Below are 21,734 nucleotides of genomic sequence, written 5' to 3' on the forward strand. Positions count from 1 at the left end.
CTCTAGTATGAAAAGCAAGATACAGGTCCCCCCCCCGGTAACTAACACTTTCTATCTAAACTATGCCTGACGATGGATAGGGTTCGCTTGCATTGCTTGTTAAGTAGCTTTTAGCACATGCAATTTAACGCATCCGCCGGAAGCATCGAAACTGGATACAGGAACGAAATCGGAATCCATTGCCATGCTCAAAAAAGCACTGTCTGAAAACTTATAGGTATTGTGAAAACATAAACGTTGGCCCTGTTTAATATAAAAGGCCTCATCACCAATAGTGAATTTCATATTTTCCAGACAAACAAAAGTGTGAGCCAAAGCTTTGGTTTCAGGGACCCAGAAGGGTTCAAATAAAAAGCCTGCCGGGTTGAAGGCTTCACTAACCGGCAAATCTCGGATAATACGATGCAGGAGATTTTCTGCGAAAACTTTTTCTCCGATGTAAGCACTATACAGATTATCGGCATCCTGATTGGTATCTTGTGTCACGACAAAATAGCCTGTATTCCCCAGATGGCTTTTAAAATGTGCCAGATATCCGGTTAGAATCTCTTTGGGAACAGAAGGAGAAAAAGGCGATATCGGAAGATTAAACATCGTTTGCCCGAACATCATCATGACGGGCATGCCTGTTACGGGAAACGTCAGATTTTTCCGAAAAAAATCCTGATTAATCGCATGAAAAGAAATGTGGGGCATTTCGCGAGATATAATCTGTTCTGCGTTTTCAAGGACGCTTTCGGATATATCAACGCCCACATACGATACAACCTTGTTTATACTCCGAAGGCTGACGAGAGTTTTTTGTTCCAGAGCATCCTTTGAGCCAGGACCGAGTTCGATGGCAGTGATCGATTTAGGGATAAGCATGCCGATTTGGGGCATAAAATTCTGAATGACGCTGATTTCATCACCATAGATATAATAGTCACTGCCGTTTTTTGCTTGTTCAATAAAACGACGCCAATGCTGGATGCCATTGACGTGATCGCCGGGAAAAAGCGGTTCGGAATAGCGCCAGTGACCGATGTGGCCTGAACGTCGTTCTGCAAAAAAATCACAAACATCTTTCTGGAATGCCGGGTTTATAATTTGATCATGCTGCTTATAGGCCATTTGTCTCATGACGACTGATCTCCGGTTGGCATAAGAGCTCGGCTCCAGTTTTGCTCAAATTGTTTTCGATAGAAATCAGCAAGCAAGGGATGGTTTATTGAGAAAATGTCTATGTTGTTTTCTTCGAAAGAAATAATGGCCACCGTATCTCCGAAAACATAGAAGGGAATATTGTCGAATTCACGTTTGGGCGTCCATTTATAATGAGCATAACTTGAGGCGCTAAAAAATCGGTCTCCTTCCTCAACGAGAATTCTGAAATTCACGCCTTTGATTTTAGCCATTTCTTCCCTGTAAGTGCGGTTAACAAGCTCGCCGCCCCATTTGGAAAATTCTCTTTCATCAACATTGCTAACGCAAATATCCAGCGCGCCAGATTGAACAGCTTTCAGAACATCTCTTCTAAAATCAGCAAAACCGTCATGGCCTTTATATGTCTTGACTGCGCTTTGTCGAGGCCGTACGCCACCATCCTCGGTAAATTCAACGCCAGATGCTTGAAAGGCGTCTATGATTTTGGTGAGAAGTTCTAAGGAGCCGGCGGACCGTCCCGTTTCTATAGCAGAAATCGTTGTTGTTCCTACACCAACCTCCTGTGCCAAATGAGCAAGGGTCCAATCTATTAACGCACGCGCCGCTCGAATTTGGTTAGCATTAATTAACATAATTATATTTTTCCGCAAGTTATTCTGTTAATTTTCTCAACTTTAGCAGAAAAAAATAAAAATGCAACAAAATTGCAATAATATATTGACACCCTTTCCATAATTGTATAAATTGCAACCACATTATAAAAAATGCAAAACATATTGTCTTTCGATGAGATGCCCGCCCGGTTCTCCCCACACATGAAATCGGGACGGACGTCTCTTCGAAAGGCAGCGAGGGGGGCAAAGCAAGCCTTCGGACGAACAGCGGTAACAGGGGTGTGATCGCTAACATTTAAAAAAACGTGTGTGTACAGGGGAAGTAAAAATGACCATCCAGTCAATATACGGCCTGGGGCCGGACCAGATGATTGAACCGCAATATCTGGATTGCAAACAACTGAACGACACTGCGGCGCTGTGGCGCATGCGGGTGCGCGGCAAGATCGTCGATTTGCGGATTTTAAACGAACAACTGGCCCGGTCGCGGGATTTGAACGAGCGTTATGCGCTGGTGATGGAGCGCGCCTCTGTCCGGCAGCAATTTGAGACATGCCGGCGCCTGTACAGGAAAGCGCATCACGAAGCGCTACACATTTGCCGGCGCTATATCGGCGGCTTGAACCCGGAAACCCGGTCAAAAGAAATCATGAAAAAAGCCGCTTAATAAAAGCCGCGCCGAAAAAGTTTAAAACGCCACACATAAACTCTATCGGGCCTGCGGCGGATGTCGCAGAGCCCGGCCTTGTGGGAAAGGTCAAATCGCCCGTGCTGCGCCGGAGCGTGCAGCATCTTGTCGCCGGTCTGGCAGAGGACAATAACGGGAAAAATTCCCGTGTGAGTTGAACGGGTTTGACCTGCGGTTGACGGGCATGCTTGTTAAATTAATCAGGTTAAATTTTGAGCAATCTTAAGTAGTTTTTCGGGCTTGTCAGGGGGAAAAGGTTGTGCTCTAGTAACCACATTCGAGACAACGAAAACAAGAACAAAAGGAACAGGGACGCGATGCATAAACTGCGGCTGATTACCATTATCCTGTCATTTTTGTTCATCCCGGCGTTTATGGCGGGGGGAGCAGATCAATGAAAGAAGTTCTATTCCGTATTTTTCTAAAATCTTTGAATTTGCCGATTCTTCTGATTTGCCTTTTCTCTACCGTCTTTATGGTGGCGGCTTTTTTTACCAAACTCATTTTGGTTGGTGTGATTTTATGGACTGTTTATCTGGCTTTTTATCTGAGAAGAAAGCTTGATGATACTCAAAATGATCTGGCGGACTTTAAAGAAGACTATCAGAAACGCGGTTTGGTTCTTTGGGATTCGCTTCGCTATTCTGTCCTTTTGGGCGTGTTGTTCGCGGTCCCTTTAAGCGCTTTATATGCAGTGGTTATGTATGGTAGTCCCAGTTTGGAGAGGCTAATCAGTTCCTATGGTTATCTCGATATCATAAAGCATTGGGATCTTGTTTATCTGAGGCCCCGTTTTTATACTGGCTATCCGGATACGGAGACGTTACGGATATACAAGTTGTTTGCGAACCTGATTCTTATCGGGGCGGTTTCTTTCATCATCCTTAGTGTGTCGATTTGTTTTAAACGTTGGTTCTCATTGTTGAAAATCGGCGACGTTCCGGTACAGACGGGAGATGGTTATGCAAGTATCAGAGGTTTGGACTTGCAGCTAAGTGGCCTTTTTATCAGCATGACGCTTATTCCCGATTATTTCTATTTTCTGTTTCTGGGAACGTTTAGTGGAGAATTGGAAACGTTCAGGATTTTCATAGACATTTTTGTGATTTCGTTTCTTTCATCCCTGTCTATTTTCGCTGTAACGCAGGCGTTAAGTAAATATTTGAATTTTTAATCTGGCTTTCGATTAGGAGAAATAAGAGATGACACAATTCGATTTTGAAAATAATTACCAGCATACATTGACGGCGATGGAATTGTTTACTCGACACCTAGCTAACTCCGGTATGACTGGCGCGTCAAAGGTAGCTGATTATATAGGTATGGCTAATCTTGCTGTGGGGGGATACTCTGCTATCAATGCTGGTTATCAAGAATATCAAAATGGTGGAAGTCCCGAGACTCCAGAATATTCAGAAGGGTGGGCTGTAACGGATGCTTTGGTTAATAAGCAGTTTCAGGCTATTTTTCAATCACATTTAACAGCTTTTCCTAGTGATGCTGCTTTTACGGATTCTATAAGAGCCATAGGGAGATCTTACAATCAACTTACTAATGTTGTCGGACCGGCTGTTTCTTATACGACTGCTCCAGAGGGAGAAAAATTAATTGCAGCGTCACAATGCTGCTATCAGTTTCTAAAGCAATTTCTTTTCCCGTCTTTTCTCTGTGGAGAATCGGGTTTTTGGATTTATAGACCCAATAATAGATATCCTTTAACGTCATTTCTTCCATTGACGTGGCAGCTTGCCGATAAGGCCGTTTCCAAAAACCGAGTAATTCAGCGCATTTTACAATGATATTTGTTTTGAATTTCAGTTTGCTGGTTGAAAAATTGAGAACTTCAACGGGCGTAACGGGCAATTTTCTCATCTTTATTATCTTCCTTGTTGAGATAAGGCATAAATGTAACATAAGTATAATGAAAAGAAGATTATGCTTTATTCTTCAAAGTTAAAATAGCCGTTTCTCTCTGCGATCACTTTTCGAGCATCCCGCATTACGATTTTAACGATGATGTCATCACGATTGGTGCGGAATACTGGGTACGTCTCGTCGAAATGAAGCCGGGAAAAATTATTGCTTGACGATGCCGCAGGAAATATGAGTTAGTAAAGACATGAACACACAAACCTTACAAACTGTAACAGCCCGCCGCCGCAGCCGACGTACAACCGCGTCGCGTTTGTGGCTGGCTGCGTAAAGGTTTCTTCTAACTCTCTCTAAAAGAAATTTCCCTTTCGTTTTTCCGCTGCAGACAAGAGCAGCGGCGCGTCACGTTTTTGACTTTTTCAATGCAAACGAACGAAAGGAACCGGACAATGTCCACGACCATAAAAACCAAACATTTTCTCGATCTGCCCGATATCCCGGTGGATGAGCTGAAAAGTATCCTGAAAAACGCACATAGCCTGAAGGCGCAAAAATACGAGCCACCACAACTTCTGAAAGGGCTGACACTGGCGATGATTTTCGACAAGCGGTCAACCCGGACGCGGGTGAGCTTTGAGGTTGCCATGAAGCAACTCGGCGGCCATACGGTCGTCATGAGCATGGGCGACATGCAGATCGGCGGGGCGGAAAGCGTCGAAGATACCGCCAAGGTCATGGCCCGGTTTGTTGATGCCGTGATGGTCCGGATGAGCGATCACGAAGTTCTGAGTGAATTTGCGAGCTACAGCTATATTCCGGTGATTAACGGCCTGACCGACTGGTCGCATCCGTGCCAGATTATGGCCGATTTGATGACAATCGAGGAAAAACTTGGCAGCGTGCAGGGCAAGAAGATCGCGTGGATGGGCGATTATAACAACGTGGCCCGGACACTGGCACAGGCCGCTTCGATCTGGGATTACGAATTCCACATTGCTGCCCCCGGAAGTCTCCACCCGGCGAATGAGGGTTTTGGTCCGGCTGTATCCTTTACCGCCGATCCGGCCAGTGCCGCCAAAGCTGCGGATGTCATTGTCACCGATACCTGGGTGTCGATGGGACAGGAGGGCAAGAGCATTGCCATGTTCGAGCCTTATCAGGTCAATGACGATTTGATGGCTCTTGCCAATGACGATGCCTTGTTCATGCACTGTATGCCGATCCATCAGGGAGAGGAAGTCACGGACAGCGTCCTGAAATCAAAGCACAGCATTATCTATGACGAGGCGGAAAACCGGCTTCATGCGCAAAAGGCCGTTCTGGTCTGGTGCCTGGAAAATGCCGGCGTCGCGATATGAGCTTTGTCATTGCGAGCGACCGGAGGGAGCGCGGCAATCCAGTGCCACAAGGAAAGATTCTGGATTGCTTCGTCGCTGATGCTCCTCGCAATGACGGTGTAAATCTGTAGTAAACCAAAGGAGAAAAACAATGAGTAAACAAAAAATCGTACTGGCCTATTCAGGTGGCTTGGATACATCGGTCATTCTGAAGTGGTTTTTGGAACAGGGGTATGAGGTCATAGCCTACCTCGCCGACGTAGGACAAAAAGAAGATTTCGAAACTGCGAAGGAAAAGGCACTAAAAATCGGGGCATCGAAAGTCTATATCGAGGACCTTAAAAAGGAATTCGTGACCGATTATATCTTTCCGTCTTTTTCCGCCAACGCGGTTTATGAAGGGCGGTATCTGCTGGGGACGTCTCTGGCCCGGCCGATTATTGCCAAGCGGCAGATCGAGATTGCCGAGAAAGAAGGTGCGGCTTTTGTTTCCCACGGCGCGACCGGGAAAGGTAACGATCAGGTACGGTTTGAACTTGGCTATTATGCGCTGAAGCCGGATATTCAGGTGCTTGCTCCGTGGAAAATGCCTGAATTTCTCAACCAGTTTAAAGGGCGGTCGGATATGCTGGCTTATGCGGAAAAACACGGGATTCCCGTAACCGCGACGGTCAAAAAACCGTACTCAGAGGATGAAAACCTGCTGCATATCTCGCACGAGGCGGGGGTTTTAGAAGATCCGGCCACGGCGGCTGATGAAGATGTCTATTCCCATACGATTGCGCCGGAAAAAGCCCCGGATACAGCCGATCATATCGTGCTTAGCTTTAAAAACGGTTATCCGGTCAAAGTCGAGAACAAGGGCGACAAGACGATACATACCGAGCCGTTGGCACTGTTTACGTACCTTAACGAGATGGGCGCGAAGCATGGGATCGGGCGGCTGGATATGGTCGAGAACCGGTATGTCGGGATTAAATCGCGGGGCGTCTATGAAACGCCGGGCGGCGAAATCCTCCTGCAGGCGCACAAAGATATCGAAGGCCTGACGATGGACCGGGAGGTGATGCACATCCGGGATATGCTCTCGCTCAAAATGGCCGACCTGATCTACAACGGTTTTTGGTTTTCACCTGAAATGGCCTTTTTGCTTCATGCCATGAAAAAGGCGCAGGAAAATGTCGAGGGTGATGTCACCGTGAAGCTGTTCAAAGGCTGTGCCTATCCGGTAGTGCGGAGTTCTGCCAAGTCGCTTTATAACGCCGAGCTGTCCTCTATGGACGAAGAAGGGGGATATAACCAGCAAGACGCACAGGGCTTCATCCGGATTAACGCCATCCGGCTCAAAGCCGGCTATCAAACGGCGGCTCATAAGCTGGAGAAAGCGGCATGACCGGCGCGAAGCTGAAAGTCTCGATTGTCGGGATCACCGGCTACACGGGCACGGAATTGCTGCGGATTTTACTGGCGCATCCGTTCGTGGAGCTGGCGTACCTGACGTCACGGCAGCATGACAATGAGGCGCTGGCCGCGGTATATCCGCGGCTGGCAGCCTTGCCAGCGGTTCAGGATATCGTGGTAACAAATACCGATTACGCCACGGTGGCAGCGGAAAGTGATGTTGTATTCCTGTGCCTGCCGCATATGGCCTCGCAGGATGTCGCGGCGCAGTTTCTCGGTAAGACCAAACTGATCGACCTGTCAGCGGATTTCCGGTTGTCCGATGCGGAGACTTTTAAACGCTATTATCATGAAGATCACAAAGCCCCGGACTTGCTGGATGGTACGTTTGTCTACGGCTTGCCGGAGATTAACCGGACAGCGATCGAAACCGCGGAGGCTGTGGCCAATCCCGGTTGTTATGCGCTGCTGATCCAGACGCTTTTGTTGCCGTTCCGGGGCCAGATTAAACAGGCAGATGTGATGGCGGTCTCCGGCACCAGCGGCGGCGGGCGGTCGCCCCGCGATCCGGCCACCCATCCGGTGCTGGCACAGGATATGAACAGCTACCTCATTAACGAACACCGTCACACGCCCGAGATTACCCGGACGCTTGGCATCACGGCAGAGCAGCTCAATTTTCTGCCGACCGTCGGGCCGTATGTGCGGGGGATTTTTGCCAGCGCCTTTGTGCAGACTGATGCATCACTGGACATCACGAACGGGTTTTTCGATGGGGAGCTGTTCACGCATGTCGTGCCGGAGGTGCACTTAAACCATGTCGTTAGCACCAATCATTGCCATGTTCACTACCGGGAAGGAACGGGGGGGACGATCATTGCGCAGGGTGCGCTGGATAATCTATTGCGCGGGGCGTCGGGCACAGCGGTCCAGAATATGAATTTGATGTGCGGCCTGCCGGAAACGGCCGGGCTGGACTTTACAACCCCGGTTTACCCGTAAGGAGATAGGTATGTTTGATTTCCATGGTTTTTATAGTCACCTGTTTAAAGGAAAGCTGTTCCTTATCAAGGCAGGCGGACGGGTTATTACGGATGAATCGGCCCGAGAAAACCTGCTGAAAAATATAAAGGAAATGACGGATGATGGGATAAAAGTCCTGCTGGTCTATGGCGGCGGGCATGTGATTGACGATGCCATAAAGAATACGGGCCGGACGTCCCTGAAACTGGACGGTTTGCGGGTAACAACGGCAGAAGATATTGCGCTCATTCAAAACGTCATGGCCGGAGATCTGGCGTTCCGACTGACGGAAACGATGAAGGCTATTGATCTGGAAGGAATTTGTTTAAATGCTGTGCCGCCCTCATGGGGGCAGGCACAGCGGCGGTCGCCGCATGGTCAGACAAAGCGGTTTGACGGCACGTTGCAAACTGTCGACCCGCAGGCGATCCGGCGGATGTTAAAAGGAACCTCTTTTATCGCGTGTCCCTGTTTGGCGATGGATGCGGAAGGTCAGGCTGTCAATATCAATGCCGATAATGTGGCGGTAGAACTGGCCGCGGCTACGAAGGCGGCCAAGCTGATTTTCCTGACCGACACAGATGGGGTTTTGATTGACGGTAAAACCGCTTCTGTCCTGACGGCCCATGACCTGCGCAAGCAAATTGCTGCAGGGATGATTACCGGTGGCATGAAAGTGAAGATGGAAAACTGTATCCGGGTGCTGGAGGCCGGGGCACGGCGCGTTCATATTCTGAACGGCTTTAAATCCGATGCTTTGCGGGATGAAATTTATACGGCGTCCGGCTGCGGCACAATGATTGTCCGACGGAGCGAGAAGAAGAAATACGATCAGGAACAACGGGTTATTGAGAAGGACGCTGCATAATGGATACACAGGAAATGCTGGAAAAAGCGCAAAGCGTTTTTGTCGATCTGTATCCGCTGCAGGACATTGTTTTGGATCGCGGGGAAGGATGCTGCCTGTTCGACACGGATGGCAAGCGTTATCTCGATTTTGCCGCCGGGATTGCCGTGGCGTCCCTTGGTCATGCCCATCCGGTTTTTATCAAGGCCGTCGAAGAGCAAATCCGGTGCTTTACCACTTGTCCGGGGACGTATATGACCTCTCCCCGGTTGGCCTGCGGGGAATTCTTAATCGAGCATTCCGCATTTGACCGGGTGTTCCTGTGCAATTCGGGAACGGAAGCGGTGGAAGCCGCTTTCAAGCTCGCGCGGAAATGGGCCTATGAAACCAAAGGACCGGACTGCCATGAGGTGATAGCCTTTCATAACGGTTTTCATGGGCGAAGTATGGGTGCGGCGAGCCTGACCTATAAACGTGATAACCAGCCTTTCTTGGGTCCCTATGTGCCGGGAATTAATTTTGCCGATTTCAATGATCTGGCATCGGTGGAAGCACTAGTTACAGATAAAACAGCAGCGATCATTATCGAGCCCGTGCAGGGCGAAGGCGGAGTATGGATAGCTGCCCCAGCCTTTTTGAAGGCATTACGGACGCTGTGTGACGAAAAAAACATCGCCCTGATCTTTGATGAAATTCAGTGCGGGGCCGGGCGATGCGGCACGGCTTTTGCCTATGAACAATACGGCGTTATCCCTGATATAATCACGCTGGCCAAGGGAATGGGTGGTGGTTTTCCGGTGGGCGCGATGTTGGCAAAGGGCGATTTCGCCAGCCATTTCGGCCACGGCACCCACGGCACGACTTATGGTGGCAATCCGCTGGCGGCGAACGTGGCGTTGGCGGTGATGGAAACGGTCTGGCAGCCGGCATTCCTGAAGAATGTCCGGGAAACCGGCGCTTATCTTATGGATCAACTGGACGGTTTAAGGCATGATTTCCCGGCGCTGGGCGCTATCCGCGGCAAGGGTTTACTGGTCGGGGTTGATATGAATATCCCGGTTAGCCCGTTCTTGAAAGCTTTGCTGCAAAACGGCGTGATGGCACTGAGCGCCGGGGAAAATACTTTACGCCTCGCGCCGCCGCTGATCGCCGGACGGGCGGAAGTCGACGAGGCCATAGAGATTTTGAAAAAGACATTGGAGGAAACAGCATGAGTCAGACAAAATCCAACCAGATGTGGGGCGGGCGGTTTGAAAGCGCGCCGGACGATGTGATGATGCAGATCAACGCCTCGATTGATGTTGATAAACGCCTGTACCGGCAGGATATTCAAGGTTCGCTGGCTCATGCGAAAATGCTGGCGGCCTGCGGGATTATTAAAGCCGAAGAGGCGCAAAAAATTTCCGAAGGCTTGCAGCAAATCCGGGGGGAAATTGAAAACGGATCGTTCGTTTTTAAAACCGAGCTTGAAGATATTCATATGAATATCGAGGCGCGGCTGAAAGAAATTATCGGTGATGTGGCCGGAAAACTGCACACGGCACGCTCCCGGAACGATCAGGTCGCAACCGATTTCCGTCTCTGGATGAAAGAGGCAGTGATGGCGTTGATTGGTGATGTTGATGCTTTTCTTGCCGTCCTTAATGACAAGGCGAATGAACACAAAAACACCATTATGCCCGGCTTTACCCACTTGCAAATCGCCCAGCCGGTGACGCTCGGCCTGCATCTGGAGGCGTGGGCGGCGATGTTGGCGCGGGACAGGGGGCGGTTGGCGGATGCGTTGGAGCGGCTTGACGAATGCCCGCTGGGGGCCGGGGCATTGGCCGGGACGTCGTTCCCGATCGACCGGGCGATGACGGCTGAGGAACTGGGGTTCAAACAGCCGGTGGCCAACACGATGGACGCGGTGGCGGCACGGGATTTCGTGCTTGAATTTCTGTCCGTTGCCAGTATTTGCGCTGTTCACCTCTCCCGTTTTGCAGAAGAACTGATCCTATGGTCCACGTCCCAGTTCGGCTATATCCGTCTGAGTGACAGTTTCACGACCGGCAGTTCTATCATGCCGCAAAAGAAAAACCCGGATGCGGCGGAATTGGTGCGCGGCAAAAGCGGTAAGATGATTGGTGCACTGATGCAAATGCTGACCGTGATGAAGGGGTTGCCGCTGACATACAACAAGGACATGCAGGACGACAAGGAAGCGGTGTTCGCAGCCTTTGACACGCTGCAGCTCTGTCTGAAAGCGATGGGGGGCATGGTCGCCGGCATGCAGGTTCACGTGACGCAAATGCGTGCCGATACCGAAAACGGTTTTTCCACGGCAACCGATCTGGCCGACTGGCTGGTCAAAGAACTGGCCATGCCGTTTCGCGATGCTCATCATGTTACCGGCCAGATTGTCAAAATGGCTGAAAACAAAAGCTGTAAACTTGATGAACTGGCATTAGCCGACATGCAATCCATCGAACCACGGATTACGGATACAGTGTTTGAAGCCTTGAATGTCGAGAAAGCGGTTGAGGCCCGGCTGAAGAAGTAAGGGGGAGGAGAATTCCATTTTTACCGTCAAAATCACCAATATTCTCTGCGGCCGTCAAAGCCGCGTTGTATCTGGCGGTTCCTCATCTCTACAGCTCTTCCTCTTGCAGATAATCAGGGATTTCCACGTTCCATCCTAAATGTTCTTCGATCTTAAATTTGAATGAACTGGTGGCTTCCGGTTCGCCATGGGTCAGGAATACTTTGCGCGGTCTTTTCTTAAATGCACGTAGCCAGTCTATGATTTCGGCATAATCAGCATGGGCCGATAAACTGGCAAGGTTATGGATTTCCGCCCGAACCGGGTGCAAGTGGCCATGTATCTTGATTTCTTTTTCACCGTGGACAAGCCGCGCCCCGCGTGTGCCGGCTGCCTGATAACCGGCGAATAAAATCGTGTTGCGCTCATCGCCGATATAATGCGCTATATGATGCAAAACGCGGCCGCCGGTTGCCATGCCGCTGGCCGAGATGATGATTGCCGGAACCGCACCGTTATCCAGCGCTTTTGATTGCTCGACCGATTGTGTGTAGGTTGCGGTCCGGCAAACTTCGCCGACTTTTTTAGCATCAAGCCGATGTTCGTCAACATGGTCTTGCCACTGTTTTGTTGCATCTATGGCCATTGGGCTGTCGAGATAAACAGGAACATATGGGATTTTTTTTGTCCTGATAAGCTCATGGAGGTAGTACAGAATAAGCTGGGCACGTCCGACTGCAAACGACGGAATAACAACTATGCCGCCACGCTTGAAAGTACGGTTAATAATATCAGCCATTCTTTCCATCGGGTTGGTTTCTTCATGGAGCCGGTCGCCATAGGTAGATTCCAGTATGAGATAATCAGCATACTGGATCTGTGCCGGTGCTTTCATGATCGGATCATTCGGACGGCCCAGATCGCCGGAAAAGACAATAGACGTCTGGCCATCGCTAATCTTAACGCAGGCCGCCCCGAGAATATGTCCGGCCCGGCTAAGAGAAAAAGTCAAAAAATCGCTCAGATGGCACTCTTGTCCGAACCTGACAGCTTTAAAGTGTCCCAGTGCGGCGAAGGCATCTTTTTCGGTGTAAAGCGGCAAGGCGGGTTTGTGCTTGCTGTACTCATGGCGGTTGGAACGCTCGGCGTCGCTTTCCTGTATCCGGCCACAATCCGGTAACAATATGCGGCACAGATCAAGCGTTGCTTCGGAGCAGTAGATAGAGCCTTTGAAGCCGTTTTTGACAAACAGCGGTAGATAACCACTATGGTCGATATGGGCGTGGGTCAGAATAACGGCATCGACGGAGGCCGGGTCGATCGGCAGCCTGTCCCAGTTGCGCAGACGTAATTCCTTAAGCCCCTGAAACAGACCACAATCAACGAGTATACGTCTTCCTTCATCTTCCAGCAGGTATTTGGAACCTGTTACCGTTCCCGTCGCACCCATGAACGTCAGTTTCATCAATATCTCGCTTTCCGTCAGCTTGTTTAAACAACACTGTCGTAGCCGATCCCTGGTTTCTGTTTCGGACAGGCCTTTTTATGCTGTTCGTTTGGTGGCAGAAGCACACCAGTTCTTCATACGGAATATCTATACACCCTTGCTACGGGTATCAAAAGAAGAAGAATAAAACGGCCCCCCTCTGCACAAAAGACCATGAGGCGCATTACAAATTGTGCTCACTGTGAAAAATGTCATCTTCTACGCCGTGGCCACCCCCGGAATGATCGCCTTTTTGGGCACGGGCTGAATCAAGGCAAAGGAGGGGGCGCAAACGGGCATCTGATTACGTAAGAAAGAATCCAGAGAGTTTTTTGTACCCGGTCAACCTGAACTACCAGTTTTTCTGGACCCGCAGGCTGGAAATTTATGTAATTTGTGATTTTGTAAGAATAACTACTATCCGTTTCGGCACCTTGCTCCATTAAAGAGCCGTAACTCTGGAAAAAGCCGGGAATGATCAGAAGGGTGGCTAATTCAGGATGGTGCTTGGAGGAGTGTCCTTGTCTCCTACGATGGAAAGAAATTTTTCCAGTTGTCGAGGTGACATGCTCGTCGCCTTGAAAAGAATTTCAAATAGCTGAAGCGTGCGATTATCAAGGATAAGGCGTTCAGCAGGCAATTTTTTATCTTCGAGCCATGAATTTGTTTCGTGCAAAGCATTTTTCAAAATATCGGAAAGCTCGGTTAGTCCTGACTTCTCAGTCTCCTTATATAAGTAAAACAAAGAGGCCATAATACTTCTGATTTCTTTTGTGTTTTCGATTTGGTGAGCGATAGTCATTTTTTTTACCTGTGTGTTAAGCCACTTTTGTGATTTTTTCGATTTCATCGCTGTAATCGCTATAATTAAGTACAGGGTGATGGATGCCTGTTTTTTCACGAACCTTGAAAAGGTTTTCTTCGGAAACCCTTACCCCGCCCGCACGAACGGCATGACCGTAATCTTCTTCGAGCCGGATTTCAGGTCCCATGAAATCAATGTCCCAACCGGCCTTGGTGAAAATGTTCCGCCAGTAGATCGGGTACATAAGACCAATATAACGTTCAATTCCCTGATCCAGCCCGAACTCCAGATAGGCCAGAACGAGTTCTTGTATGATCCGTCTTCTCATTTGTGGAGAAAGGCTCTCATCAACACAAAAACGGCTTCCTTCCCATATTTTTACGTCATTGGGTAACTCTTCCGTGACAAGGTGAGAAAAGACTTCCTGCAACATATAAGGGCGGTCTGTCGGATAAAGCCGCGATACGCCCCGTGCGACATTATTTTCATCGCGCCAGACGAGATAAGTGGTGGCGGGGTTGTCATAGGAATCGTATTCCATGTCTTTTACAACCGGAACATCCCAGCCTTGTCGTTTAATAATGCTCTGATAACGAAGTTTATGTTGCGAAGCTAATGGATTGCCTTTGAACATATGGGCATTTTCAATTGAGACACAATCAATCATGCTTTTTCTCCCCGTGCTTTGTCGTTTCACCAGGGTTTAGAAAAGCGAAAAAAGGGGAGATCAGGTAGCTATCAAGTCTGATAGGGGGCCGCGATAATACTCGGTGAAATAAGGCCCAGATGTAAGGCCTTTACGACAGCAAAAGTACGCTCATTGGCTTGTAGTTTTTGATAGATATTGTTCAAATGAAAACGAACCGTGGGAATGGAGATACCAATAATTTCAGAAATGACAGGATCGCTTTTGCCTTCAGAAACCCACAACAGGATTTCTCTTTCCCTCGGCGTCAGGCGAACATTGCTGACGGACGTTTCTACGGTGAGGAAATCGGAATAAATCATATGAAACTGGGATGAAATAGCCCTCAGCTTGCAAAGTGTGTTCTGGTCAATATCAATCCCTCCGGTGCTGCTGGCAAGTCCGACGCCGGCAATTTCGCTATGGGCGCCATAAAGAGGGATGCCAACGCCATTTTTTAGACCGGCCTCTTCGGCTTCATTCATGACTTTCTGTTCAAGCGCCGTTAGTTCACTTGTTTTAGTCAACCCCTCCCAGGAAAAAGGACGGGAAGATTTAAAAGCCTGTTTGGGAACAGGATCTTCTGTGTCATAGCCTTTTTCTGCGTAGTATTTCATCCAATCATCAGGATAATTATAGGCAATACCGTGCCCGGCCTTTTTTTGAAGAGAAAAATGGTCTGTTAAAAGGCTGTAGACAACCCGGTCAAACCCCATTTCAGATAGGGTTTGGGAAAACAGATGAAAGGCTTCTTCTGCATTTGATGCTTTATTGCTTTTTTCAATAAACTCTTCAATTGAGGTCATGACTGCAAGCTATACCCTCCTCAAAAGACGTTCCCGGTCGGTTTTGTTTATTCTGTGTCCTGTATTTTTAGGAATAAGCGTATAAATTGTTGCACAGATTTCTTTCTATCATCGTCCGGTAATTGACCATAAAGACGAACAAGTTCCACAATATTTTTATCCAGCAATATGTCGGATAACGTATCCTCTTCCTTCTGACCACTTTCTTCGGGAAAAAAATCTGTGACGTTAGCATCCAGGATTTTAGCAATATGGAACAGGGAGGCAGCGCTGATTCTGTTTTTGCCATTTTCGTATTTTTGAATTTGCTGGAACGAAAGTCCCATATATTCAGCGAGATCTGACTGCGATATCCCTTTAAAAGAGCGCAGGGTTTTTAGTTTTTGCCCCATATAGCGATCAAGATCGGTCGTGGAGCGTTTCGATATCAATGAAAAATTTGTCATAGCTTGTGTATATCTTCTAATTTTTTATAACGTAAAGTTTGACGGGTTACTCATTCTTTGGCTATTAGCCATGAACTAACATTAACACCTAGAACGTGTGTTGTAAAAATGAAAAAACCAAAGATAACGACAATATCTTGCTCTTTATTGAACAAGAGCCAGTCTATTTTTCCCCATAAAAATGCCAATGATAATTCGGAAAACAAAAAAGCAGATAAAGGCGGGGCTGTGCAAACAGATGACGACAGCGATTTTGTTCCCGGAGGACTGCTGACTTTCTACTGATTTTCCAATCCATTCTTCCTTTATAAAGAGGTCTAAATTTTATATTGGCGCTCAACGTCTTACCGCTTATAATTGGTGAAAGGTCTTAAAGAAGGGTTCCCTTCTTCTTCAACCAGCGCAGTAAGGATTCAGACGTGGAGAGCTTTTCACAAAAGGGCGGCATGAAGCCGGTCAGTGACGCCAGCGGTATGTTTACACCAGCCGTTGTTTTGTCGCACAAAGAAAAAGATATCTATCATTTTGATGATGATGACATTCTGTACGGCGACGGTACAAGCACGTCCCCGGCCGCGGGAATTGAAAATGCTTTGCTGCACATCAGACAAGACGGGGCTTCCCATGTACCCGTAACAACAGGCAAGAAAAGCAATGCTGGTGATACCAGAAACACCGTGACACAAATCGAAGAAACAATAATTAACGATGCGCCCCTTTATGCGCCGGGCGGGGCGGCTACGCCCGCGCAGTTCGCTGATTATCTGGTCAACGGCTTTTGGGCGGATGCCGGGTCGATTGCGCGATCATGGGCGCAGCATAACGTAACGTACTCGATCTCCAACGAATTTACGGCGGCCCAGAAGGCCGGGCTCCGCGATGCCTTTAGCATGTGGCAGGAGATCGCCGATATTACATTTTCGGAAGTCGCCAGCGGCGGGGATATGGATATTGTGGAAGGAGACGATGGCCGCGCCTATTCGTCTTCGTCCGTCTTTGTCGGCGGCGATATTGCGTCTAACATGATTTCCATTGATACGAATGTGTTCGGCTGGGGGGATCTGAACACGATCGGTCTGTACGGCCTGCAAACGGCGCTGCATGAAATCGGACATTCATTGGGTCTGGGGCACTCCGGTAATTACAACGGCAGCGCAACCTATAACAACGATGCGATCTGGACGAACGACACGCGCCAGTTCACGATCATGTCCTATTTCTCGGCCAGCTTTACCGGCGCGAACCACATGGGGCAATACGGTTCGACGCCGCAACTGATTGATATGCTGGCCATCCAGAACATCTATGGTACGAACTATGCCACGCGCAGCGGCAACACGATTTATGGCTTTAACAGCAATGCCGGGCGCGCCCAGTATGATTTTTCGATCACGACCCAGCCCATCGTTGCTATCTGGGATGGCGGCGGGACGGACACGCTGGATTTGTCAGGGTACGGTATGGCCCAGACGATTACGCTTGTTTCCGGCGATTTCAGCAATGTCGGCGGCCTGACAAATAACCTTGTGATTGCCTACGGCGCAACGATCGAAAACGCGACGGGCGGGGCGGGCAGCGATACGATTTACGGCAACGATTCCGACAATATCCTGCTGGGGAACAACGGCAATGACGTCGTATTCGGCACGATCGGTAATGATACGCTGGATGGCGGCGGCGGGACGGATACCGCGAACTATAACTATTCGGTCAGCGCCTTTGCCTTTAACTTCATAAACAGCGTCACTGTTTCCTTTCACCACATCGTCCAGAATTTTACAGATGTTCTTTCTAATTTCGAGAACTTCATTTTCTCGGACGGCTCCTATACGTTTGCCCAGCTCTTGGCGAATTTTGGTTCTCTTGATACGGCCCCAGTTCTCACATCCGGTGATTTGACTTTGGCCAGAGGAGAGGTCACGCTGGCCTCGAGTGTCGTTACCGCCACGGATGCCGACGGGGACACGCTGACCTATGAGGTCTGGGATGGCGATACGAAAAGCGTGTCGGGATATTTCGAACTGAACGGCAGCAAACTGGCCGCCGGCAGGGGGCATACCCTGACGCAGGCTGAATTTGATGCCCTGAACATCGTAGGCGGCAGCGCCGATAGCACCGACAAGCTGTGGGTTCGGGTTTCCGATGACAGCACCACAACGGCCTGGCAGAGATTTATCCTGACGACCAGCGGTAGCCTCGCTGGCGGCGGCGGCGGTGGAGGAGGCGGCGGTAATGCGGCACCGACCGTGACAGCCAGCGGCCTGACTCTGGCCAAAGGAGAGATTGCGCTGGCCTCGAGCGTCATTACCGCGGCGGATGCTGATGGCGATACACTGAGCTACGAAGTATGGGACGGCGAGAACAAATACGTATCGGGGTATTTTGAGCTGAATGGCGCCAAACTGGCGGCCAGCCAGAGCCATATTTTAACGCAGGCTGAATTTGACGCCCTGCACATCATGGGCGGCAGCGCCGACGGCACCGACAAGCTGTGGGTCCGGGTTTCCGATGGTACGCACACGGCAACATGGCAAACCTTTATCCTGACGACCAGCGGCAGTATCGCCGAAACGGGCGGCAATGGCGGCGGTGTTAATACGGCGCCGACCGTGACGGCCAGTGATTTTAGCCTGGGCAAAGAAACGGCAATACTGGCCTCGAGCGTCATTATCGCAGCGGATGCCGATGGCGATGCACTGACCTACGAGGTCTGGGATAGCGGAACGAATAATGTGTCGGGGTATTTCGAGCTGAACGGCGTCAGATTGTCTGCCGGCGGGAGCCATATCTTGACGCAGGCCGAATTTGATGTCCTGAACATCGTGGGCGGCAGCGCGGAAGGCACCGATAAATTATGGGCCAAGGTATCCGACGGGACGTACGCATCGGCGTGGCAGAGTTTCATCATGACAACGACACTGCCTGCCGGCGCGGCGACGCAGGAAACGGTAATACAGGATGGTGGAAGCGCGGCGATGGCATTGGATATCTCCGACCTGATTGATTTCGGCAGCGCCGAGCAGGATGCGCTGGATCAATTGTGTTCCGATGAACATACATGGGAAAATATGAGCAATGCTGGCACGCAAAATACGGCAATCGCAGTTGAAACCGTGACCGGCGGTGCCGAGCAGGGGACGGCGCTGGTTGATCTGCTGGATGTTCATAATCAGGGAGACCAGATTCTGTAACGGATTGACATCAGAACCAAACACATCGCCGGCCGGAGCAAAAAGCCGGACATAGAGATTAACTTTAGGCTGGTGGCGTCCCCCCGGATCATATATAAAAGCCTTATGGGCATTATCTCTCTGACCAGTATCCTTGTTACCTTTTGCGCGGTATTTTCCTATATCAATTACCGCTACATCAAGTTGCCGACGACGATTGGCATCATGGTGATGGCTCTGACCATGTCGACGGTCTTGCTGCTATTGCCGCTTGTCGGGGTTGATGTCTTGCCGTTGGTGCGCAGTATTTTCGGCGAAATAGATTTTTCGAAAACCCTGCTTGATGGCATGCTGAGTTTTCTGCTGTTTGCCGGAGCCCTGCATGTTAACTGGAAGACCCTGCACGCCCAGAAATACATCGTTTCGATCCTCGCTTTTTTCGGCACTGTATTTTCGACCGTGTTAGTGGGGCTGGTGTGCTGGTACCTGTTTCCCTTGCTCGGTTTCAATATCTCGTTTCTCCATGCCCTGCTGTTCGGGGCTTTGATCTCGCCGACCGATCCGATCGCGGTTATGGCCATCTTGAAAAAAGCGGGCGTGCCGCAAACGCTTGAGATCAAGGTGGTCGGTGAATCACTGTTTAACGATGGCGTCGCGGTTGTTTTGTTTCTGGCCATTCTTGGTGTTGTGACCCAGGGACATGCCAGCCCGTCTCACGTTGCCCTGCTGTTTGTCGAGGAGGCGCTCGGCGGCGCGGTTCTGGGCGCGGTTCTGGGCTATATCACATTTTTGATGCTGCGCAGTGTCGATAATTATCAGGTCGAGATTTTCCTGACTCTGGCGCTGGTGATGGGGGGCTATCAGCTTGCCCATGCGCTTCATGCATCCGGTCCGATCGCCATGGTTGTTTCCGGGCTGATTGTCGGGAATATCGGCCGGGCGCATGCGATGTCTGATATGACCAAGCAGAACCTCGACAATTTCTGGGAACTGATAGATGAGTTTCTGAATGCGATTTTGTTTATGCTGATCGGGTTCGAACTGGTGATGATCCCCTTTAACCAGACGGCGTTTTATGCGGGGCTGATTATGATTCCGGGGCTGCTCTTGATCCGGACCTTGTCGGTTAGTTTCCCGGTCGGCATTCTCAGCCGCTACCGGACTTTCAGCGCGGGCGTAATCCCGATCCTTGTATGGGGCGGCCTGCGGGGCGGCCTTTCTGTTGCGATGGTTTTGTCGCTGCCGACCGGCGAGCTGCGTGATTTCCTGTTGCTGGTCACTTATTGCATCGTGCTGTTTTCGATCCTGGTCCAGGGATTGACCATTGGGCGCTTAAGCCGCCGCTACCACGGCTAGAGCACATACGATTTTAATCGGATACTTTTTTCACGAATTCGGATTTGAGGCCCATCGGGCCAATGCCGGGAACTTTGCAATCGATATCATGGTCGCCGCCGACCAGCCGGATATTTTTAACTTTGGTTCCGACTTTCACAACGGCTGACGATCCCTTTACTTTCAGGTCTTTGATGACGGTAACGGTATCGCCGTCTTGCAGTTCCGTGCCGTTGGCATCCCGAATGACGACGTTTCCGCTTTCTTCGCCGGATGTACCGCTTTCCGACCATTCATGACCGCATTCGGGACAATTGTATAAGCCTCTGTCTTCATAAGCATAAGCAGAGTTACATTGGGGACAGGGGGGGATAGTGCTCATCTTTTCCGTACTTTCCGTTTTTTTCAGCGCGGGGGCCAGTCTACACCATTTATTTGCCGTTATTCAAAGCAAGAATTTATGCCCTAGTTTCCCGCTGTCCGGGAGCATGGTGCAAAAACAAATCAGGGACAGCGGAATTGATTTCGCCATTCGTCGTACTATCTTTCCCGTCAGATTGGACTATAAATTTTTTTTAAATCCTTTGTGATTCAAGGCATTATTCTTCTATATGCGGGGCCGGACGTCTATTTTTTTAAAGCGCATAAGGAATTTGTCTTTCTCCATCCGGGACGGAGCGTTATGGTTTGAAAGAAAAAGAAGCGATTACCGCAGCCCGTAGAAAGAAAGCTGTATCATGAGCAAAATCCTGCTTTTACTGATGCCCCTTTTGCTTGTAGCCTGTGAACCGTCTGGTCCCAAAATCCATGGCTATATCGAAGGTGAGTTTGTCATGATAGCCCCGGCCAGCCTGTCCTCCCGTGACGACGCCAAGGCGGCTCTGGATAGCGCAAAAGCCCGGATGGATGAGCTGGAGGCACAGTTGAAAACAGCGGGGCTGGGCGCGCGCGGTGATAGGATCGCCGCCGCTAAAGCATCCGTAGATATGGCCGAACAAACATTGAAGCAGGCCGAAAAAAAACTGATAGAAGCAACGCCGTTTGCACCGGCTGACGGTATAATTGAAGAGACGTTTTTTCGGCCCGGCGAATATGTAGCGGCAGGCCAGCCTGTCGTGAATTTGCTCCCGCCGGGAAACGTGAAAATCCGTTTTTATGTGCCGGAGGGCACGGTATCAAAGCTAAAGGCGGGACAAGGCGTTGCGCCGTTCGGGGATAGCCTCCATGTCGGCGGCACGGATAAGGACAAGCTGGAAGAGGCTCTCGCTCCGTACTTTAAGAAACCCGGCTATGAATGGCACGAGGCAAGCCCGTCTTTCGAAGGCGTGTTTATCCGCTATATGGCCGATGCTCAGGATAATTTTAAAAGCGAAGGGAAACAGGCATGAAGACCTTCTTTTCCTTTCGCCACGCCGAGGCCGTTTTGCTCAAGGGCAGTAATTTCACGGAAATCTGGCCGCATCTCTGGCCGCTGATGGTGTTCATGGTTATCATTACGCTCATCGCCATGAAACGCTATCGTCGTACACTGGATTAATTTTACGGGTAATGG

At 49.7% G+C, this 21,734-nt stretch carries 22 protein-coding genes; 14 read left to right on the top strand and 8 right to left on the bottom strand.

The window, feature by feature from the left end; all coding sequences use genetic code 11:
* Positions 1–99: 99 nt before the first annotated feature.
* Together H6868_02915 and H6868_02920 are read right to left on the bottom strand one after the other, a co-directional pair.
* Complete coding sequence (locus H6868_02915) at positions 100–1,122, bottom strand: L-histidine N(alpha)-methyltransferase (GenBank protein MCB9988268.1); 1,023 nt, start codon at positions 1,120–1,122, stop codon at positions 100–102.
* Complete coding sequence (locus tag H6868_02920; GenBank protein ID MCB9988269.1) at positions 1,119–1,778, bottom strand: helix-turn-helix transcriptional regulator; 660 nt, start codon at positions 1,776–1,778, stop codon at positions 1,119–1,121. The genes H6868_02915 and H6868_02920 overlap by 4 nt, the downstream gene beginning before the upstream one ends.
* Positions 1,779–2,088: 310 nt before the next feature.
* Between H6868_02920 and H6868_02925 the strand changes: the two genes are divergently transcribed.
* From H6868_02925 to argH, 9 genes are all read left to right on the top strand, one after another.
* Positions 2,089–2,427 (top strand): hypothetical protein, encoded by a 339-nt coding sequence (locus tag H6868_02925; GenBank protein ID MCB9988270.1) that lies wholly within the window; start codon positions 2,089–2,091, stop codon positions 2,425–2,427.
* A gap of 415 nt (positions 2,428–2,842) precedes the next feature.
* Positions 2,843–3,622 (top strand): hypothetical protein, encoded by a 780-nt coding sequence (locus tag H6868_02930; GenBank protein MCB9988271.1) that lies wholly within the window; start codon positions 2,843–2,845, stop codon positions 3,620–3,622.
* A 28-nt stretch (positions 3,623–3,650) separates the two neighbouring features.
* Positions 3,651–4,247: a hypothetical protein gene (locus H6868_02935; protein MCB9988272.1), complete on the top strand. Its 597-nt coding sequence runs from the start codon at positions 3,651–3,653 to the stop codon at positions 4,245–4,247.
* Between the two features lie 522 nt (positions 4,248–4,769).
* The gene (gene argF / locus H6868_02940; GenBank protein MCB9988273.1) at positions 4,770–5,678 is read left to right on the top strand and encodes an ornithine carbamoyltransferase; all 909 of its coding nucleotides are present in this window, start codon (positions 4,770–4,772) and stop codon (positions 5,676–5,678) included.
* Positions 5,679–5,808: 130 nt separating this feature from the next.
* Positions 5,809–7,050: an argininosuccinate synthase gene (locus H6868_02945; GenBank protein MCB9988274.1), complete on the top strand. Its 1,242-nt coding sequence runs from the start codon at positions 5,809–5,811 to the stop codon at positions 7,048–7,050.
* Entirely contained in the window at positions 7,047–8,060 is a 1,014-nt protein-coding gene (locus H6868_02950; GenBank protein ID MCB9988275.1) for an N-acetyl-gamma-glutamyl-phosphate reductase, read from the top strand. Before H6868_02945 ends, H6868_02950 begins: the two co-directional genes overlap by 4 nt.
* A gap of 10 nt (positions 8,061–8,070) precedes the next feature.
* The gene (gene argB, locus H6868_02955; protein MCB9988276.1) at positions 8,071–8,949 is read left to right on the top strand and encodes an acetylglutamate kinase; all 879 of its coding nucleotides are present in this window, start codon (positions 8,071–8,073) and stop codon (positions 8,947–8,949) included.
* Positions 8,949–10,142 (top strand): aspartate aminotransferase family protein, encoded by a 1,194-nt coding sequence (locus H6868_02960; protein MCB9988277.1) that lies wholly within the window; start codon positions 8,949–8,951, stop codon positions 10,140–10,142. The genes argB and H6868_02960 overlap by 1 nt, the downstream gene beginning before the upstream one ends.
* A complete protein-coding gene (gene argH / locus H6868_02965) occupies positions 10,139–11,470 on the top strand; it encodes an argininosuccinate lyase (protein ID MCB9988278.1) in 1,332 nt (443 codons plus the stop codon). Before H6868_02960 ends, argH begins: the two co-directional genes overlap by 4 nt.
* Positions 11,471–11,558: 88 nt before the next feature.
* Here the strand turns inward: argH and H6868_02970 are convergent, their stop codons facing one another.
* The 5 genes from H6868_02970 to H6868_02990 form a co-directional block, all read right to left on the bottom strand.
* The gene (locus tag H6868_02970) at positions 11,559–12,914 is read right to left on the bottom strand and encodes an MBL fold metallo-hydrolase (GenBank protein MCB9988279.1); all 1,356 of its coding nucleotides are present in this window, start codon (positions 12,912–12,914) and stop codon (positions 11,559–11,561) included.
* Between the two features lie 511 nt (positions 12,915–13,425).
* Entirely contained in the window at positions 13,426–13,737 is a 312-nt protein-coding gene (locus H6868_02975; GenBank protein ID MCB9988280.1) for a hypothetical protein, read from the bottom strand.
* Positions 13,738–13,753: 16 nt separating this feature from the next.
* A complete protein-coding gene (locus tag H6868_02980; GenBank protein MCB9988281.1) occupies positions 13,754–14,407 on the bottom strand; it encodes an autoinducer synthase in 654 nt (217 codons plus the stop codon).
* Between the two features lie 71 nt (positions 14,408–14,478).
* Positions 14,479–15,231 carry a LuxR family transcriptional regulator gene (locus H6868_02985; protein ID MCB9988282.1) on the bottom strand — a complete coding sequence of 251 codons (753 nt, stop codon included), beginning with the start codon at positions 15,229–15,231 and terminating at the stop codon, positions 14,479–14,481.
* Positions 15,232–15,278: 47 nt separating this feature from the next.
* Entirely contained in the window at positions 15,279–15,677 is a 399-nt protein-coding gene (locus H6868_02990; protein MCB9988283.1) for a helix-turn-helix transcriptional regulator, read from the bottom strand.
* A 108-nt stretch (positions 15,678–15,785) separates the two neighbouring features.
* On the opposite strand from H6868_02990, the gene H6868_02995 reads away from it, so the two are divergent.
* The 3 genes from H6868_02995 to H6868_03005 all read left to right on the top strand — a co-directional run bounded on the left by H6868_02995 (position 15,786) and on the right by H6868_03005 (position 20,203).
* The gene (locus H6868_02995; protein ID MCB9988284.1) at positions 15,786–15,962 is read left to right on the top strand and encodes a hypothetical protein; all 177 of its coding nucleotides are present in this window, start codon (positions 15,786–15,788) and stop codon (positions 15,960–15,962) included.
* Positions 15,963–16,096: 134 nt separating this feature from the next.
* Positions 16,097–18,868: a M10 family metallopeptidase C-terminal domain-containing protein gene (locus H6868_03000; protein MCB9988285.1), complete on the top strand. Its 2,772-nt coding sequence runs from the start codon at positions 16,097–16,099 to the stop codon at positions 18,866–18,868.
* A gap of 105 nt (positions 18,869–18,973) precedes the next feature.
* On the top strand, positions 18,974–20,203 hold the full coding sequence (locus H6868_03005; GenBank protein MCB9988286.1) for a sodium:proton antiporter: 1,230 nt from the start codon (positions 18,974–18,976) through the stop codon (positions 20,201–20,203).
* A gap of 13 nt (positions 20,204–20,216) precedes the next feature.
* On the opposite strand, the gene H6868_03010 is transcribed toward H6868_03005, so the two are convergent.
* Positions 20,217–20,564, bottom strand: coding sequence for an alkylphosphonate utilization protein (locus tag H6868_03010; protein ID MCB9988287.1), 348 nt, complete (start codon positions 20,562–20,564; stop codon positions 20,217–20,219).
* Positions 20,565–20,919: 355 nt separating this feature from the next.
* On the opposite strand from H6868_03010, the gene H6868_03015 reads away from it, so the two are divergent.
* Together H6868_03015 and H6868_03020 are read left to right on the top strand one after the other, a co-directional pair.
* Positions 20,920–21,570 (top strand): HlyD family efflux transporter periplasmic adaptor subunit, encoded by a 651-nt coding sequence (locus tag H6868_03015; protein ID MCB9988288.1) that lies wholly within the window; start codon positions 20,920–20,922, stop codon positions 21,568–21,570.
* Positions 21,567–21,719 carry a hypothetical protein gene (locus H6868_03020; GenBank protein ID MCB9988289.1) on the top strand — a complete coding sequence of 51 codons (153 nt, stop codon included), beginning with the start codon at positions 21,567–21,569 and terminating at the stop codon, positions 21,717–21,719. The genes H6868_03015 and H6868_03020 overlap by 4 nt, the downstream gene beginning before the upstream one ends.
* Positions 21,720–21,734: the final 15 nt, after the last annotated feature.

The organism is Rhodospirillales bacterium (assembly GCA_020638175.1).
GTDB lineage: Bacteria > Pseudomonadota > Alphaproteobacteria > Micavibrionales > Micavibrionaceae > JACKJA01.